The following is a 17,882-nucleotide window of genomic DNA, read 5'->3' as shown; positions in this document are numbered from 1 at the left end:
CCTTAAAAATAGTTTTGGTAGCTGGCACCCAGTTCGGCGAAGTTAGCTTCCATTTGCTCCATGTCATATTCGCCCAGGCCCAAATAAGCCAGCACTTCATCGCCAATGATTTGCCACTCTGGGTCGCTGGACTGCTTCCCTAACACTCGATAGTTGCCACAAATATGCTCCGCCAGCTTGAGAATGGCGAGCAGGGTTTTCTGCTCGGTATCGCGGTAATCGCTGGCGCTGAAGTAGCGGGTGGCGTTGTGGTGTTCGGCAATGACGTCGCACAAAATTTTAGGCAAGCGCCAAGATTTAGCGGTGTAATAGCCGATCACCGCGTGGTTGGTGTTGAGTTGTTGATTTTCGACATCGACCACGCGCAGTTCTGGATGGTTGTACGACTCCACCATCACGCTGGAATAGTTATCAAAGCGTGACATCAGCAGCGGAATGCCGCAGTTATGAAATAAGCCGAGTAAATAAACCAAATCTGGGTTGGGGTAGCCCACTTGCTTGGCGATGGTGGTGGCGACATTGGCGATGTCGGTGGCGGTATCCCAAAAGCGGTTCATCGCTACGATCTTTTCATCGCTCATCTGGCTTTTAATCGATAAGCCATTAACGATGTTCACCACACTGTTCATACCAATCAAATTGACCGCTTGCTCAACCGAAGTGATGCGATTACTTAAACCATAAAACGGTGAGTTGACGACCTTGAGGACGGTGCCGGCCAGGGCTGGATCTTGGCGGATCAGGCTGGCAATGCGGCCCAAATCTGGGTCGGGCATTACTTGCTCTAGCTGCAGGTCGACCATGATCTGCGGCTGTGGCGGGATGCGAATGCCCTGCAAAATGGACTCAATTTGCTCTGTGGTCAGCTCGTGTGCCATAGCCCTGCCTGTCATCAGAAAACGGCGTAAGTGTAGCAATGGCATCAGCATGGTGGGGTGAGCAAAATCAGTGAATGCGTATAATGGCGGTCTTTTTTTGTAACCATGTTGGAGACCTAGAATGACAGCACTGCTGCGCCTCAAACCGAAGGCGGATAAACGAATCAAAGGCGGTCATTGCTGGGTCTACAGCAATGAGGTCGACATCGCACAAACGCCGCTCAAAACCCTCACGCCGGGCCAACAGGTGGTGGTCGAAAGTGCCAGTGGTCAGACTTTAGGCGTTGCGTTGGTGAGCCCGCAGCAGTTGATTTGCGCGCGCTTGTTCAGCCGCGATGCCGGTCAAGTACTGGATCGTTCGTGGTTGGTGCATCGCTTGAACGTTGCGTTAAGCAGTCGCGAGCTGTGGTACCCGCATCAGTGTTATCGCTGGGTGTACGGCGACAGCGATGCCCTACCTGGTCTGGTGATCGACCGCTTTGGCGATGTGGTGGTGATTCAGATTTCCAGTGAAGGTATGGAGCTGATGCGTGACGACATCGTCGCTGCGGTTGATCAGGTCGCCAAACCCAGCGCCATTGTGTTGAAAAACGACGGCAAACTGCGCGCCAGTTTGGGCTTGGATGAATACGTGACCGTGGTGAAGGGCGAGTTGCAGGATAACTGTGCACCCTTGATCGAAAACGATACCCGCTTTATGGCGCCCGTTATTGAAGGGCAGAAAACCGGTTGGTTTTACGATCATCGCGACAACCGAGCCCGCCTCAATGGCTTGGTGGCGGGCAAGCGGGTGTTGGACGTGTTCAGTTACATCGGCGGTTGGGGGGTGCAAGCCGCTCGTCACGGCGCTGCGGAGGTCCATTGTGTTGATGCATCGGCCCGGGCGTTGGACTGGGTCGAGCAAAATGCGGCGCTCAATGACGTCAGCGATCAGTTGCATTGCTGGCAGGGCGACGCCTTTGAGGCGCTCAAACAGCTGCGCGATGAAGGCGAGCGCTTTGATATTGTCGTGGTCGACCCGCCGGCGCTGATACCGCGTCGCAAGGACATCAAAGCCGGCGAGCAAGCCTACCGACGGTTGAATCAACTGGCCATGCGCTTGCTGCAAAAAGACGGCATGTTGGTGTCAGGTTCGTGTTCGATGAACTTGGGCGAAGACCGTCTGCCGGATTTGTTGCGCCTGGTTGGTCGTGAACTGGATCGTGAGGTATTGCTGCAGCACATCGGCAGTCAGGGGGCTGATCACCCGGTATTGCCAGCGGTACCAGAAACGCGCTACTTAAAAGCCGTGTTCGCGCGGGTATTGCCGACGCGCTAACCCGCGCGCGGCAACGTCAGGCCTTGGCTGTCGGCGCTTTGCTGCAGCAACGACAGCAGTGTGATGAAGCTTTCACGTAGCTGCTGACGCGCATCCTCAGACAACAGCTGGCCACTGCGCCATTGCAGTAGCAAATCGTTAATGCGCTGCTGAGAGGCTTGCCACTGCTGCAGCAGCGCATCGGGCAATACCGGGATCAGCCCAGAATATTGGGCATCCGTGGGAATCAGCAGGTGAAACAGGCCGTCGCTTAAGGCTTGCACATCATCCAAGCTGGTCATGGAAAAGCTGCTGCTGTGCTGGTTTAAGCGTCGTTGCAGCAGCTCATCGGACACCAGCGATTGGGCTGCCGTTAACACAGCGTAGAGTACTTGCTGGGGCTCGCTGTTTTGCAATGCTTGAGCATAGTACCCCTCGCTGGGCTGCCAGCGCCGTTGAATGCGCTGTAAATCTTTTTGTAGTTGCTCGCTCACCAAGCGCAGATAATCGCGGCGCCGATGGTGGTTTTGAACGCCGCTCTGTTCTACTGCGTTATGGCCGTCACTTTCTGCCGGTAAGATGATGGGGGCGGTATTTTCTCGCGCCAGAAAATCTTTCGCTGAACGCGTGCCGTCACTGCCCCATAACATAAATTCTAACGGGTGATAGCCTAAGCTGGCGTAGCTCGGATCCGAGAAGCCGTGTTGGTCCAACAAGCTACTGCTACTCAGCTCCAGTGCCAGGTCATTGACGATGCCACTAAACGGGTAGCCCGGCAGATAATCAATGTAGCCAGGCTCAATCGGCCAGCTGTCGAGGCGTTCCAATAAACGTGGCAAGTGCAATTGCTGGCGTCGCCACTCCGGCGGATCGCTCAGCGGTAAGTGAGTCAGTACCAAAGCCTTGAGGTAATCGCTGTAGGCGCGGCGCCAAGCGTTGCGTGCCAAGGTCAGGCTGTCATCGTCCGGTTGGTACAAAAAACTGGCCAGACTGGCGTCCAGCTTTTGTGCGCTTTGACTGGCCTGCGACCACTGCGTATAGGCGGCTAGGCCGATGTCCGCGCGCAATGCCGAGCCATGCGCCTGCAAGCTGTCGGAGACGATATCGGACTGGGCATCACTGAGGTTGGAGGAGGGCGCTGGTGCCGGTGGCGGCGCCTGATTGCAAGCTGTCAGCAATGCCAGGCAAATGCCAATGGCCCAGCGTTTGTTCATGAGTCAGTCCCTTAAACTGATAATTTTCCAGCCTTGCTGCTGCGCCACTTGCAACAGTGTTGGATCTGGGTCGACGGCAACCGGATGCTCGACTTCGCGCAACAATGGCAGGTCGTTATGAGAATCACTGTAAAAGTAGCTGCCCTTGAGCGTCAGCTGGTGTTGCTCCAACCACTGTTGCAGGCGCGTCACCTTACCTTGCTGAAAGCTGGGAATACCCACAATGCGACCGGTGTAGTCGTTGCCTGCAAGCTCTGGCTGTGGAGCGATAATATCTGCGATACCGAGCATTTCGGCTATCGGATAGGTCACAAATCCGTTAGTGGCAGTAATGATCAACAAGCGATCGCCGCGCTGCTGGTGCTCGGCGATCAGCTCGCGGCTCTTGGCGCTGATCATGGGCAAGATGCGCTGCTGCAAAAATTGCTCGCGCTCTGCTTCCATGACGGCGCGTGGGTAGCGGGTTAAGGGCTCTAAGGCAAAGGCCAGGTAGGCGTCAATATCCAGAGTGCCGGCCTGATACTGCTGATAGAATTCATCATTACGGCGCTGGTGTTCTTCGGCAGCAACCAGTTGGCGGTCGACGAGATATTGCCCCCAGGCATGATCGCTGTCGCCGTTTAACAGGGTGTGGTCAAGATCAAAAATCGCCAAAGCCACGAGGCGTCTCTCCTGCATCAGTATCGGCCGCACATAGTAGCGCAAACGCTGCGCTCTGACAGGTCTGAACGCTGCTCGCTGCAGCAAGATTGAACGCCTTCTGCTAACTTTCTTTATAAGGCTTGGTTTTATAAAGTCATCTTCAATAAAAGCTTAGATTCTAACTGGCACTGAGCGGCTTAGTCTGACACTGGTGCTTGACCTTTGGCGGTAAATCGGCAAGGTTGAAGCCAAGACAAAGAATTGGAAAACAGTGTGATTGACGATCAAGGGTACCGCCCGAACGTTGGCATCATCATTTGCAATGATGCCGGCCAGGTTTTATGGGCCCGCCGTGTGGGGCAGGATGCTTGGCAGTTTCCACAGGGCGGCATAAAAAAAGGGGAATCGCCAGAGAAAGCGCTGTACAGGGAGTTGGCAGAGGAGGTCGGACTGCAGCCAGAGGATGTCAAAATTCTGGGCTGTACCCGCGGTTGGCTGCGTTATCGCCTGCCACGGCGCATGGTTCGACAAGACAGCCGACCCGTGTGTGTCGGGCAAAAACAAAAATGGTATTTGCTGCGTTTGCTAAGCAGTGATGAACGCGTGGATGTGCGCGCCACAGCCAAGCCGGAGTTTGATGGCTGGCAGTGGGTGAGTTACTGGTATCCACTGGGTCAGGTGGTGTCGTTCAAACGCGACGTTTACCGCAGTGCACTGGCGGAGCTGGCACCCCGAGTGGCTCGGCTACAACGCCGGCATCATGGCTAGTGGGTCTGCTGGCATGAGTTGAACAGGCCCTAGCGCCACTAACAAAGGTAAGGTTTATGCTGGATATTCTGCGTCGTATTGTTCAGGAAGTCAGCACCGCCGCCAACCTCAATCAGGCTTTGGATATCGTGGTGGCGCGTATCCGGGCGGCAATGCAAACTGAGGTGTGCTCGGTTTATCTTTACGATGCAGACAGCAAAGAATATGTATTGATGGCCACCGAAGGCCTGAATAAGAAAGCCGTCGGTCGGGTGCGGCTGGCCACGTCGCAGGGCTTGGTGGCTCTGGTAGGCATGCGGGAAGAGCCGTTGAACATCGACAACGCGCCAGCGCACCCTAACTTCCACTTCGTATCAGAAACCGGTGAGTCGCCGTTTAACTCGTTTCTTGGTGTTCCTATTATTCACCATAAACGCCTGATGGGCGTATTGGTGGTGCAGCAACGCCAGAGTCGTCAGTTCGACCAGGGTGAAGAAGCATTTTTGGTCACTATGTCGGCTCAGCTGGCCGGGGTCATTGCCCACGCCGAAGCCACTGGCGATATTCTTGAGTTGCACAACCAAACCGGTGAGCGTCGTCGCAGTGCGCGCTTTGCCGGCGCACCGGGGGCGCCCGGTGTTGGGCTGGGCATCGGCTGGGTCATTACCCCAGCGGCTGATCTCAGTACCGTCGTCGATAAAGAGCCGGATTCCGTTGATGCCGAGGTACTGCGCTTTGACCATGCGTTAAACGAAGCGCGAGAGGAAATTCGCCAACTCGGTGAGCAACTCAGCGGAGAGCTAAGACCGGAAGAGATGGCACTCTTCGATGTGTACCTCAATATGCTGGATGACAACGCGTTGGGTGCCGAAGTGCGCCAGCGCATCATCGACAGTAACAACTGGGCTGCAGGTGCTTTGCGCCAAGTGGTGATGGATTACGTCGGCCATTTTCAAGTGATGGAAGACGTCTACCTGCGTGAGCGCGCAACGGATATTCGCGATTTAGGCACGCGCATTCTGGCGCATTTGGAAGGCAACAGCAGTCAGCTGGATGTGGATGCTTTGCCGCAAGACACCATTTTGGTGAGTGAAGAACTGACGCCAGCCATGCTGGCCGAGGTGCCGGCGGAAAAGTTACGCGGCCTTGTTTCGGTCAAAGGCTCTTCTAACTCGCATGTGGCCATTTTGGCGCGCGCCATGGGCATCCCTACCGTCATGGGGGTGGTGGACTTGCCCTACGGCAAACTCAATGGGCGTCGCCTAATTGTTGACGGTTACCGCGGCCAGCTGTTTTCTAACCCCAGTGAAGAGTTAACTGAGCAGTACCAAGCGATTTTTGAAGAAGAGCAGGCCCTGCAGCAGGATTTGCTGGAGCTGAAAGACGAGCCTGCAGAGACCATTGATGGCCATCGGATCCCACTGTGGGTAAACACGGGCTTAATCACGGATGCGGTGCGCAGCCTTGAGCGCGGCGCTGAAGGCGTGGGCCTGTACCGCACCGAAGTGCCGTTTATGATGAAAGACCGCTTCCCGTCGGAAGCAGAGCAACAGAAAATTTATCACCAGCAGCTAAAGACCTTTGCCCCCAGTCCGGTGACCATGCGCACGCTGGACATTGGCGGGGATAAATCCCTGACCTACTTTCCGATTGAAGAAGCCAACCCGTTTCTGGGCTGGCGTGGTATTCGCGTGACCTTAGATCATCCAGAGATTTTTCTGGTACAGATTCGCGCCATGCTGAAAGCCAGTGAGGGGCTGGATAACCTGCGCATCATGCTGCCGATGATCAGCAGTGTGAATGAAGTGGATGAAGCCTTGCACCTGATCTATCGAGCCCATGCCGAGCTACTTGAGGAAGGTTTCGATATTGTGATGCCAGACGTCGGAGTGATGGTCGAAGTCCCTGCAGCCGTGTATCAGATTCGAGAGCTGGCGGCACGGGTCGACTTTTTATCTGTGGGCAGTAACGACCTGACCCAGTATTTGCTGGCGGTGGATCGCAACAACCCGCGCGTTGCCGATCTCTATCAGGCGTTTCACCCGGCGGTTTTGAACGCACTCAATATGATTGCTCGTGATGCCAAGGCCAGTGATACGCCGGTCAGCGTCTGCGGTGAAATGGCAGGTAGCCCGCACGGTGCTGTGTTATTGCTGGCGATGGGCTACGACATGCTGTCGATGAATGCCACCAACTTGCCCAAAGTAAAGTCCGTGTTGCGTGGCATCAGCCGTAGCTGGGCGCAATCCTTGCTGGATGAAGTCATGCAAATCGATAGCGCCCCCATCATCGTATCGACCATTCAGCTGTCGCTGGAAAAAGCCGGCTTTGCTCGCATTATCAGCCCTGGCGGCAGCGAAGGGCCGCGTTAAGCGCGCCAGCGCCGCACTCGGCCAGTATCGATATGAACAAAGCCGTCACTTGGGTAGTAACCGACGCCACCCGCTTGCATCGCTAATGCAGCCTTGTGCAAATGACGGTGAGATACACCAGGGATGCGAATATCAATGGCTTTACCTTGCATGTGCAGGCTGCCCTCAGCCACACCATTGGATGCTTGGCGCATCGAATGATTGGTGCTGGGCGCGCGATAGCCAGAAATCACATACATAGGCTCACTGGCGTTAAACAGTTGCTGCAAATCGTACAAACGCTGGTACAGCTCACGCTGCATGGCAATGGCTTCATTGGCGCGATGGTCGCGCACCAGCAGGTCTAGGTTCTGTAGTTCATCGTCTATGTATTGGCCATCAGCCCAAAAGGTGGTGTTGAGAAACTCGCCGGTATGGATGTTATAGAGGCGCAAAGTACGCTCGCCAGCAGCAGCGTGTGCCGAAAAAGAGAAACCAGTTCCAACGAGCGTGGCGGCCGAAAGGCAGCCGGCTTGCGCCAGCAAACGACGACGACTGATCATGATTAAAATGCCTGTGGTTAAATTGTGATCAAATTCGCGCCGAGTATGCCAAAAGTACTAGGTGCAAACCGGAACTAGCGCACAGTGGATTTTTGAAAGACAAGTAAGGCAGGAGAGGGACGCCTGAAGTTACAGAAACACCACCAAAGCAATCGTTACAATGTAGCCGCGCTTATTGAGGGGGGGGCGCTGTGGGGTCAAGCCTCTGGATTCACCGGCGCTTGGCCCGCGATTAGGTCACGCTTATACACATCATCGCGCACTTGTAAGACGCCCTGCTCATCAACCCAAGTGGTCCAATACATTAGATACACTGGGACTTCCTCCTGTAGTCGAATACGGGTAGTGCGGGTTTGCTCGATGGCACTGTCGATGGCGTGGCGGTTCCAGCCTTGCTGGCCCCGCAAGAGTTTTTCAGCGAGCAGACGAGGTTGCTCGACCCGCACGCAGCCTGAGCTGAGGGCACGCTTATCCAAATTAAACAGCTCTGGCTGCGAGGTGTCATGTAAGTAGATATCGCGATCATTAGGGAACAAGAACTTGATGGTACCCAGAGCGTTATCGTCACCGGCCTTTTGGATCAGGCGATAAGGAAAATAGTTGGCGCTCAAGCGCGACCAATCGACATCATCCGGAGAGATAAACTTATCCACACCATCGACGCGGCCGATGATTTGATAGCCCTTCTGACGCAAATAATCCGGATTGCGACGAATCTTAGGTAGCAAACTGGTGACGGCAATACGACGCGGTACTGACCAAGTCGGTGCCAATTCCAAGGTACTGATGCTCTGCGCCATAACGGGAGTGCGACGCTGGTTGTTACCAATGATGACTTTCATATCCAGCTCTGTGGTGTCGCCGTCGATAAGCTGCAACCTGAAATCAGCCATATTGACCATTACGTGGCGCTGGCCTAAACGCTCGGGTAGATGGCGCCAGCGCTTCATATTGTGGGCAATCCGTTGCGCCACCTGATGCGGGGGCACATTCAAAGCGGCCAGTGTCGCTGCATCCAACTCGCCCGTTGTAGGCAGCTTGTGGCGTTGTTGGAAATGCTGTACGGCTTCTTGCAAGGCTTCGTCATAGTTGAACTGAGGCAATGACAAATCTATTTGATCTTCGGCCGCAGGCTGTTCGGTCAACTCGGTTTTTTCACGGAACAGCCAGGCGAGGGCGCCTTTTTTCAGGTCGCCATACTGAGATAGCATCCAGCGCAGTTGTGGTACATGCCGATGCTGGTCGCCAGGCTGCAGCAACATATCCTCAGGCAATGGTTGCCAACGGCCGGAACTGGCGATATCACGATAGCGATTCAACTCTCCACGCAATTTCAAATAGCCAGGATGAGAAGGCGTAAGTTGTTCCACTAAGTGCTCTAGCTGGCCACGATCAATAGACTCGTGTAGCAACTCAATAATGCGTTCTTCGCTGATTTGAGCTCTGCCTAGGCTGTCGTTGTTGGCGACCTTGCGAATCGGGTGATCGCCTTCATTTAAGTCGGGCAGCAGTTCCGAATTCAACACTTGTTTGGCGTAGGTAACAAAGGCGTCGGTGAGCAACACTTCAACTGCCGTTGCTTGCTTGGGAATGTTGGATAACCGGCTGGCTTCGCGCTCAAGCACGGGCAGCTCATAACCGTAGTTGCGCCAGTCGTCGGCGGCGGTTTCACGCAAGGCTTGCAGCAGCTCGCGTCCGGCTTCGGTGATTTCGAAGCTGTCCATCCACACAGGTTGATAGTCGCGGCGCAAATAGAAGGGTTCAATGGCGCGCACATGCTTGAGACGCACTTCGCCCGCGACCTGGCGAGAGGACTCAATCAGCCAATGCTCCATATAGCGCTGAGCCACGGTGGGCGGCATATAGGGCTTGGTATTGATGCTGGCAGCCAGCGCGGCGAACAGCAATGCCATGCACACCAAGGCTATGATGCCTGTGGCGCGAATGGCGTGGCGCGGGCGGCGCTGTTCCGTGTACTGAGTTTCCATGCCATTTAGTATGGACTCAGATAGGAAAAAGTGTGGTGCTAAAAGGTGGCTGGTCGGAAGAATTTTGTAATTGAATGCAACTGATATTTTTATTCTTTTTGAGTTTTCTATGTGTATCAGGGGGTTACGCATTTGTTCGCGTAACTGTTCTCAACAATCCAATATCAGCAGCCCAAAAAACATCATCCATCTTCCTGTAGCTGCCAGCGCCAATGACAAGCAACGTCGGGTTGCGCATCGCTATTGAAACTTTGCTCGGCCATCTGTAACTGCTGGCCACGCCAATGTATGGCCGTCTGGCAGCGGGTGCCATACGATCCGGCAATGTGAATGTGCTGCGCCGATAGCTGTTTTTCCAGCTCTGCTGGCACCCCGGTATTGGGCAATTGCTCATCGGCAAAAGGCTGGCGCTGATTGAGAATGCCCAGCGGCAGTTCAGCTTGGCAATCTGCCAGTTGCTGACGCGCTAGCTCGGCTTTAGGCCAAGGTGTATCCAACGCGGCATTGCTTAACACATGAACGCCTGCCGAGATGCGCTGAGCTGGCCGAGAGGAGCAGTTACTCAGATACCAGAGCGCATCTAATGTGCCGCAGATAAGGTTAAAGGGGCCGTAGTCGTTGGGGGCAAGGCTTTGCAAATAGTCGTCAGCCGGCAACGTTGATAGCAAAAAGTCGGTGACCAGCGCCCCCCGCGATTGCCGAGCATCTCGGCCTTGCCCGGGTTGGCGTACGTTGGTCAGCATGGCGATGCGGCCGGTTTGGCTGATGCCCAGCCAGCTACCGCCTTGGTCTAAATCTTTGCCGGCTAATATGGGCGGCTCGGTTGGCCACACATGCATTGGGGCGGTGGGGCGCTGATAAAACTCATCGCGATTGGCGGCCAGGCGCAGTTGCTGGCCTGGCTGCCAATCAAAGACGATCAGGCACATCCATCATCGCTCGACAGCACGCTCATGGCATCAACATTTTGGAAGCCGCGTGGCAGCTTATTACCGCGACGGCCGCGCTCGCCTTGGTAATGCTCTAAATCTGCAAACTTAAGCTTCATATGACGCTTGCCAGCCTGAACCAGCAAGGTGTCTTGTTCACTGAAGGCCACAGCGGCGATCATTAACTCCTCGCGAGCGGAGGCGCGGGCACTACTGATGTTAATCATCTTGTTGCCTTTGCCGCGAGCCATCAATGGCAAGTCGGCAGCGGGGAAGACCAGCAAGCGCCCTTCGTTGGAGACCACGGCAATCCATTGATGGGCTGGGTCAGCCACCTGGGCCGGAGTCAGTACCTGAGCGTTGGTGGGCACCGTTAGCAGTGACTTACCGGCTTTGTTTTTACTGAACATATCGCTGATGTGAGCAATGAAACCGTAGCCTGCATCGGTGCACAGCAAATAATGATCTTGGTCGTTGCCCATCAGCACCGATAAAAACTCGCTGCCAGAGGGTGGGTTCAAGCGGCCGGTAAGCGGCTCGCCCTGGCCTCGCGCCGATGGCAAAGAATGCCCAGCTAGGCTGTAGGCGCGGCCACTGGAGTCGATAAACATGGCGTTTTGGTTGCTACGACCACGAGCGCAGGCGAGGTAGCCATCACCGGCTTTGTAGTTAAGGCTGGCAGCGTCAATATCATGGCCTTTGGCAGCACGCACCCAACCTTTCTCTGATAGCACCACGGTAATTGGGTCCGCTGACAGCAGATCGGTTTCGCTAAAGGCTTTGGCCTCGCCACGCACGACTAACGGTGAGCGACGATCGTCGCCATATTGCTCGGCGTCGGCGGCCAGTTCTTTTTTGATCAGGGTTTTCAGACGGCGCTCTGAGCCCAGGGTTTTTTCTAACTTGTCGCGTTCTTTTTCCAGCTCGTCTTGCTCGCCGCGAATTTTCATCTCTTCGAGCTTGGCCAGGTGGCGCAGTTTCAGCTCTAAAATGGCTTCGGCTTGAATGTCGGTGACGCCAAAGCGCTGCATCAATACCGGCTTGGGCTCATCCTCGCTGCGAATGATGTCGATGACTTCATCAATGTTGAGGAAGGCCACCAGCATGCCCTCAAGAATGTGCAGGCGTGCCAGCACTTTATCCAGTCGATGCTGCAGGCGTCTGCGCACGGTTTCGGTGCGGTACTGCAGCCACTCGCTGAGCATGCTGTGCAGGTCTTTCACCTGCGGCCGGCCATCAAGGCCGATGACGTTCATGTTAACGCGGTAATTTTTTTCCAGGTCGGTGGTGGCAAACAGGTGCGCCATAACGGCGTCGTAATCCACGCGGTTCGACTTCGGCACGATCACCAGACGAGTGGGGTTCTCGTGGTCGGATTCATCGCGCAGGTCCGTCACCAACGGCAGTTTTTTGGCCTGCATTTGCTGCGCAATTTGCTCCAGAATGCGCGCCCCAGAGACCTGATGCGGCAAGGCCGTTACCACGATTTCACCGTCTTCAATGCCATATACCGCTCGCATTTTGATCGAGCCGCGGCCGCTGCGATAGAGCTTTCGAATGTCTTCTTTGGGGGTGATGATTTCCGCTTCGGTGGGGAAATCCGGGCCGAGTATGTGCTCGCACAAGGTGTCGATGTCGGCGCTGGGGTCATCGAGCAAGTGAATGGCGGCGCTGGCCACTTCGCGCACGTTATGCGGTGGAATATCCGTTGCCATGCCCACGGCGATGCCGGTGGTGCCATTGAGCAGCACAGTGGGCAGGCGTGCGGGCAGCGTTGCCGGCTCATTCATGGTGCCGTCAAAGTTAGGCTGCCAATCGACGGTGCCTTGGCCCAGTTCTGACAGCAATACCTCAGCAAACGGCGACAGCTTGGCCTCGGTATAACGCATGGCGGCGAAGGATTTCGGGTCGTCGGGGGCACCCCAGTTGCCTTGGCCATCGATCAATGGGTAGCGATAAGAAAATGGCTGTGCCATCAACACCATGGCTTCGTAGCAAGCGCTGTCGCCGTGTGGGTGGTACTTACCCAAGACATCACCCACGGTGCGAGCGGACTTTTTGTACTTGGCGGTATTTTTCAGCCCCAGCTCGCTCATGGCATAAACAATACGCCGTTGCACCGGTTTCATGCCGTCGCCTATGTGCGGCAAGGCCCGATCCAGAATGACGTACATGGAATAGTTCAGGTAGGCATTTTCGGTGTATTGGCGAAGCGACTGGCGTTCAACGCCGTCATCGGTATAGCTGATCTGATCCGTCATGAGCGCTCGGCTGACTTGTATTGGCAAAGATGCTGATTGTGACCGACGGCCCGGCTAGCGACAACCACCCGGTGGCTGGATAGCCGCTGGTGATTCAATTTATTGGAAAGAAACGGGCAAAAAAACGCCATTTTCATTCAACGGCTTCGCGCTATGCTGGAATCACTAACCGGAGGAGGCAATATGGCAACGCGATTAAACAGCGACAAAAAAGATCTGGATGGTTTCAGTGTTACTCGCATCCTGCCCAACCCGGTCAAAAAAATGGTGGGGCCTTTTATCTTTCTCGATCATATGGGGCCGGCGACCTTTGAACCGGGCAAGGGCGTGAACGTGCGACCACATCCGCATATCGGCTTGTCGACGCTGTCGTATTTATTTGCTGGCAGCATGCTGCACCGTGACAGCCTGGGCAATGTGCAGGAAATCTTTCCCGGTGAAGTGAACTGGATGACGGCAGGGCGCGGCATCGTGCATTCCGAGCGCGAAACCATGGAGGTGCGAAGCCGTGAGCACGAGCTCAACGGCTTGCAATTCTGGCTAGCGCTGCCGCCGGAAAAAACAGAGATTGCGCCGGCTTTTCAGCACGTTGGTAAAGAAGCGCTGCCTCACCGCTATCAAGGCAATACCTACATGCGCTTGATCGCTGGCGAGGCCTATGGTTTGACCTCGCCAGTGCGCACCTATGTGCCGACGGTGTTGTTGGATGTAATCAGTGTGGCGGGGGAGACGATCGAACTGCCACAAGCGCAAGAGCTGGCGCTGTATCTACAACAAGGAGCATTAGACATCGCTGGGGAGCGCTTTGTGGCGGGCGACTTCGCGCTGTTACAGGGCGATGAAATGCTGCAAGCGCAAAGCTACTGCCGCTTTGTCTTATTGGGCGGCGAAGCGTTTGCGCAGGTGCCCCACATTCGCTGGAATTTTGTTGCCTATAGCCGTGAGCGCATTGCCCAAGCAGAGCAGGATTGGCGGGACGGCCGCTTTGCGCCCGTCCCCGGGGATGACGATGAGTTTATCCCGCTGTCGTGACGCATAAGCCGGTCAGGCGAATGCGGTTGGTCCAATGCAGGAAGCCGTGGCTGGTGGAGTAGCGTGTGCTAATCGCCGTCAACTTGCCCGGACATTGAGCCAGCAGCTGCTCCCTCGCTTGATCGGCGTAATGGGTATCAAAAACAAAGCCCAACACCACGCTTTGCTCTGCTTCTGCGACCAAGGTTTTGGGCTTGTCGCTGGCGCTTAAAGGGTCCATATCGCTGACGTGATGCAGGTGCACCGAGTGCGTGCAGCCTGTTAATGCAGCGAAAGCGGCGATGGCTAGATAACGGCGCATATTAACTCCGGTTGCAATAACCACTGACAATGACTTCGCGCTGCAGGATGAGCAGATACAAAGTGTTTTGGTATTTGGTGTACACACCTTCTAACTTGCCGCCCTGGCATTGTTGCTGCAGACCGGTCATGGCCTCATCAACAAAGTCGTTGCTAAAAGCGATACCCAGCAGCGACCAGTGATCGGCCGATGTCGTCACTTGATTGCTGCGCTGTGCAGGGACTTGTGTCATAGACACTGAGTTGAGACTGACACAGCCGCTCAACAGTGCCAGTAGGCACAGGGTGATCCAAACTTTCATACCGTGTTACTCCGCAGAATTAATGCAATAACCATCGACGCGAACGACCTCGCCGGACACAGGGCCATAAGCGATGCCTTCTCGTATTGAGCGCAGGCCGGTGAGCTGGCCGCTGGGGCATTGCTGTTGAATGCTGGCCAGTAGCTGATCGCTGTAGCTGTCATCAAACACTGGGTTGCCAGTGCGCGGGCCCATATTGATCAGCGCCAAAATATCGCGCACGGCCTGGGCGTTTTGCGATGCCTGCCCCTTAGTGAGTTGGCGGGCGATTTCAGCGCCGCCGGCCATATCCAGCCCCAGTTCGTTCACGGAAAAGCTAACAGGCGTTAGCTTGCCCTGGCTTTGATCCAGGCTACCCATCTGCATCTGATCCAGTCGCGCGCAACCGACACTGCCGGCCGCGAGTAGAATAAGAGTCCAGCGCAGGGGGGCGGCCGGTTTTGAGTTTCTCGATGTCATATCGAACATGCCTGTGAGTGAAATACTCGCACCAACGATGCTGCTCGTGGGCGCGCACAGCGCTGCCATGCCTTAAAACGGCATGACAGCGGCTGGGCATGATAAGGACTAAAACTGAACCAAGGCTGAATTAGCGGGTGCGGTAGTGTTGCAGAAACTCGTCGCCGCTCATGGGGTGGGCAAAGTAATAGCCTTGCATCCATTCGCAGCCCAAGCGCTGTAGCGTGTCGACTTGGGTTGCACTTTCTACCCCCTCGGCGATGACTAACATATCGAGGCTCTTTGCCATCAACACAATGGCGCGAACGATTTCATAATCACTGACGTCATGGCTAAGACCGGCAATAAAAGACTGGTCGATCTTTAAAGCCCGCACCGGCATAGATTTGATTTTACTGAGCGACGAATAACCGGTACCAAAATCGTCAATGGCGAAATCAATGCCCAGTTGTCGCAGGGCCTCTACTTGCTGAGAGACCTCGGTCGTGGTGCTCATCATCACAGATTCGGTGACCTCCAACTCCAGCCACTCGGGTTGAAACTGCAGCGATTGTAAAATCTGCTCGATGCGAGCGGCAAAGTGGCCGTCGATTTGCAGCGCCGAGACATTCACGGCGATCTTCTCCAGCGTCAGTCCTTGCTGGCGCCAAGTCAAAAACTGTCGGCAAGCTTGCTCCAGTGTCCACAAGCCGATGTCCGCCATCAGCCCACTGGTTTCTGCCAGTGGAATAAAGTCATTGGGTGCAATGTTGCCATGAATTTGATGCGGCCAGCGCAGCAGCGCTTCGGCGCGTTTGGGGTGTGAATCACCTAGGCGAAACTGCGGCTGATACACCAAGCTCAATTGCTGCTGGACAATGGCTTGGCGCAAATCCTGCTCTAGGTTGGCGCGTTGATGCTGGCCGCCATCCTGCGCTGGCTCATACAAGCAGCAGCGATTGCGGCCGGCGGTTTTGGCTTGATTTAACGCCGTATCTGCGTGCGCCAGTAAGGCATCGACCTGCTCGCCATGCTGCGGAAACAGACTGACCCCGGCACTGGCAAATACGCTCAGCAAGTGGCCTTGCAAACTGTAGGGCTGCGCCAGCGCCTGCAGCAGCCCTTGGCATTTGTCCTGTATGTGAGAGGCATCATCCAACTGCGTCAGTACCAGTACAAACTCGTCGCCGCCCAGGCGGGCGCAAATATCTGATTCGCGCACGTTATTGTGCAGGCGCTGGGCCACATCTTTTAATAGCAGATCGCCAATGGCGTGGCCGAGGGTGTCGTTGATTTCTTTAAAGCGGTCCAAGTCGATGTAGATCACCGCCACCTGTTCGCCATTGCGGTTCGCCAGCTGCAAGGCGTAGGTCAGACGTTGTTGCAGCAAGGTGCGATTGGGCAGGCCGGTCAGCCCATCGTGGTGGGCCATGTGCTCTAGGTCTTGCTGGCTTTTGCGCAGTTCGGTCACATCACGAGCGACGCCAATCACGCCACAAGGTTGCCCGCTGTCATTAAGCCAAGGAGTTTTGGTGGTTTGCAGCAGTGTCAGCCGACCACTGGCATCTTGCACCCATTCATCCAATGTGATGCGTTGTTGTCCACTCATCACATCGGTATCAAACTGTCGGAACTGTTGCGCTTGTGCTGCGCTGAACAGTTGCAGGTCGGTGCGGCCTAACAACTGTTCGGTATCACGTCCGAGAAACTGGCCAGCGGCTAGGTTGCAAAATCGGTAATGGCCGTCTTGATCTTTGACATAGACCAGATCATCCAGCGCATCGAGGCTTTGCCTGAGTTGCTGCTGTTGCTTGAGGCTGTCGGCAGCGATGAGCCGACTGCGTTGCCACTGCCACCCTAACCAAGCTAACGGCAACAGCAGCAGTAAAGCCAGCAAAGAGGCGGCCAATAGCCAACGATTCAGGGCTTGCCAGCGTTGCTGTGGATTGTTTAACCATTCGATGTGCGCAGGCATCACGCTGGTGTTGAGACCGTATTTCTGAAACAACGGCAGGTCCACCAACAGGCGTTGCGGCGTTTGCCAGTTGACGGCGGTGCCGTTGGCTGACTGTCCAGATAGTATCGCCAAGGCTTGGCGAGCGGCCAGTTGTGCATGCTGCTGGTGATCAACGACGACACCGCCGAGCATGCCATCGCCAATGCCATGGGCATACATATGCAGTAAGGGTGCGGCGGTGGCGGTAGCGACAAAGCGCAAGCTTTCGGCAAAAGATTTGTCATGTTCCAGTCGGTCGCGATAGGCCGAGACCACCAACAGCGGGTGATTGCTGTTCGCCAGCTGTTGCTGCAGTTGTTGCCAGCTCAACTGCTCTAGCGACAGCAGTTTTAACGGTATGCCAACACTGCGCGCGGCCACCTGAATTTGCTCCAGATCGGCTTGGCCCGTTGGGCGGCCATCGACCAATACCCGCAGTGGCTGCTGCAAAAATAGCGAACGATACCAGGCCATAAATTCGGCTGCGGGCAAACCTTCGAATTGACCGGTAAAGCCACCGTCTCCCCGTACCAATCGAATCAGTTCGGCATCATTGACGCCCAGAAACACCACCGGCGTGTTGGGAAACTGTGTGCGGGCATGGTCATGTACCAAGCGCAGGGCGTTGTCATCGACGGTCATGATCAAATCGTACGTGGATAGTGACCGCCGCTGCCGCAGCAGTTCGAGTGCTTGCTTCAGGTAGGCGGGCTGATTGTTGTGCTTGCTGTATAAAAACTCGACGTACAGCTGCAGCGGGCGCTTGGATTCTTGCTCCAGCGTTTGGCGTACGGTGTCGATGATGAGATGACTGGTGGGAAACAGCGGGTCGTAGGACAGCAGCAATAACACCCGCTGTGGCTCAGGTTGAGCATGAACTGACATAGTGACTAGCAGCCACAGTGTGGCTGCTAAAAACAAGGTTGAACGCATCCCCGTGACAT

15 protein-coding genes are annotated in these 17,882 nt (G+C 55.4%); 4 read left to right on the top strand and 11 right to left on the bottom strand.

Annotated features, from left to right (window positions below; all coding sequences use genetic code 11):
* Positions 1 to 2: 2 nt before the first annotated feature.
* Positions 3 to 878, bottom strand: coding sequence for an HDOD domain-containing protein (locus IE090_RS12290; RefSeq protein WP_189388685.1), 876 nt, complete (start codon positions 876 to 878; stop codon positions 3 to 5).
* Positions 879 to 999: 121 nt separating this feature from the next.
* On the opposite strand from IE090_RS12290, the gene IE090_RS12285 reads away from it, so the two are divergent.
* Positions 1,000 to 2,196, top strand: a complete 1,197-nt coding sequence (locus IE090_RS12285) for a class I SAM-dependent rRNA methyltransferase (RefSeq protein WP_189388684.1) — start codon at positions 1,000 to 1,002, stop codon at positions 2,194 to 2,196.
* Here IE090_RS12285 and IE090_RS12280 read toward each other — a convergent pair.
* Positions 2,193 to 3,389, bottom strand: a complete 1,197-nt coding sequence (locus IE090_RS12280) for an imelysin family protein (protein WP_189388683.1) — start codon at positions 3,387 to 3,389, stop codon at positions 2,193 to 2,195. The two genes, IE090_RS12285 and IE090_RS12280, sit on opposite strands and share 4 nt — an antisense overlap.
* Before the next feature lie 3 nt (positions 3,390 to 3,392).
* The gene (locus IE090_RS12275; protein ID WP_189388682.1) at positions 3,393 to 4,049 is read right to left on the bottom strand and encodes a histidinol-phosphatase; all 657 of its coding nucleotides are present in this window, start codon (positions 4,047 to 4,049) and stop codon (positions 3,393 to 3,395) included.
* Between the two features lie 255 nt (positions 4,050 to 4,304).
* Here IE090_RS12275 and rppH point away from each other — a divergent pair, with 255 nt between their 5' ends.
* Complete coding sequence (gene rppH / locus IE090_RS12270; protein WP_189388681.1) at positions 4,305 to 4,799, top strand: RNA pyrophosphohydrolase; 495 nt, start codon at positions 4,305 to 4,307, stop codon at positions 4,797 to 4,799.
* A 56-nt stretch (positions 4,800 to 4,855) separates the two neighbouring features.
* A complete protein-coding gene (ptsP, locus tag IE090_RS12265) occupies positions 4,856 to 7,150 on the top strand; it encodes a phosphoenolpyruvate--protein phosphotransferase (protein WP_189388680.1) in 2,295 nt (764 codons plus the stop codon).
* On the opposite strand, the gene mepK is transcribed toward ptsP, so the two are convergent.
* The 4 genes from mepK to parC form a co-directional block, all read right to left on the bottom strand.
* Positions 7,147 to 7,692, bottom strand: a complete 546-nt coding sequence (mepK, locus tag IE090_RS12260; RefSeq protein ID WP_189388679.1) for a peptidoglycan L,D-endopeptidase MepK — start codon at positions 7,690 to 7,692, stop codon at positions 7,147 to 7,149. The two genes, ptsP and mepK, sit on opposite strands and share 4 nt — an antisense overlap.
* Before the next feature lie 197 nt (positions 7,693 to 7,889).
* Entirely contained in the window at positions 7,890 to 9,680 is a 1,791-nt protein-coding gene (locus IE090_RS12255; RefSeq protein WP_189388678.1) for a L,D-transpeptidase family protein, read from the bottom strand.
* A gap of 182 nt (positions 9,681 to 9,862) precedes the next feature.
* Positions 9,863 to 10,609 (bottom strand): NRDE family protein, encoded by a 747-nt coding sequence (locus tag IE090_RS12250; RefSeq protein WP_189388677.1) that lies wholly within the window; start codon positions 10,607 to 10,609, stop codon positions 9,863 to 9,865.
* The gene (gene parC / locus IE090_RS12245; RefSeq protein WP_189388676.1) at positions 10,600 to 12,870 is read right to left on the bottom strand and encodes a DNA topoisomerase IV subunit A; all 2,271 of its coding nucleotides are present in this window, start codon (positions 12,868 to 12,870) and stop codon (positions 10,600 to 10,602) included. The genes IE090_RS12250 and parC overlap by 10 nt, the downstream gene beginning before the upstream one ends.
* Positions 12,871 to 13,053: 183 nt before the next feature.
* On the opposite strand from parC, the gene IE090_RS12240 reads away from it, so the two are divergent.
* Positions 13,054 to 13,902, top strand: coding sequence for a pirin family protein (locus tag IE090_RS12240; RefSeq protein ID WP_189388675.1), 849 nt, complete (start codon positions 13,054 to 13,056; stop codon positions 13,900 to 13,902).
* On the opposite strand, the gene IE090_RS12235 is transcribed toward IE090_RS12240, so the two are convergent.
* The 4 genes from IE090_RS12235 to IE090_RS12220 form a co-directional block, all read right to left on the bottom strand.
* A complete protein-coding gene (locus IE090_RS12235; protein ID WP_189388674.1) occupies positions 13,886 to 14,203 on the bottom strand; it encodes a hypothetical protein in 318 nt (105 codons plus the stop codon). The two genes, IE090_RS12240 and IE090_RS12235, sit on opposite strands and share 17 nt — an antisense overlap.
* A gap of 1 nt (position 14,204) precedes the next feature.
* Complete coding sequence (locus tag IE090_RS12230; protein WP_189388673.1) at positions 14,205 to 14,504, bottom strand: hypothetical protein; 300 nt, start codon at positions 14,502 to 14,504, stop codon at positions 14,205 to 14,207.
* A 6-nt stretch (positions 14,505 to 14,510) separates the two neighbouring features.
* Positions 14,511 to 14,864 (bottom strand): hypothetical protein, encoded by a 354-nt coding sequence (locus tag IE090_RS12225; RefSeq protein ID WP_229815754.1) that lies wholly within the window; start codon positions 14,862 to 14,864, stop codon positions 14,511 to 14,513.
* 229 nt (positions 14,865 to 15,093) lie between these two features.
* Positions 15,094 to 17,871, bottom strand: a complete 2,778-nt coding sequence (locus tag IE090_RS12220; protein WP_189388671.1) for an EAL domain-containing protein — start codon at positions 17,869 to 17,871, stop codon at positions 15,094 to 15,096.
* Positions 17,872 to 17,882 lie beyond the last annotated feature (11 nt).

The sequence above is a fragment of the Bacterioplanes sanyensis genome (genome assembly GCF_014652515.1).
GTDB classification, from domain to species: domain Bacteria; phylum Pseudomonadota; class Gammaproteobacteria; order Pseudomonadales; family Oceanobacteraceae; genus Bacterioplanes; species Bacterioplanes sanyensis.
This window is presented reverse-complemented; position numbering and strand designations above follow the sequence as displayed.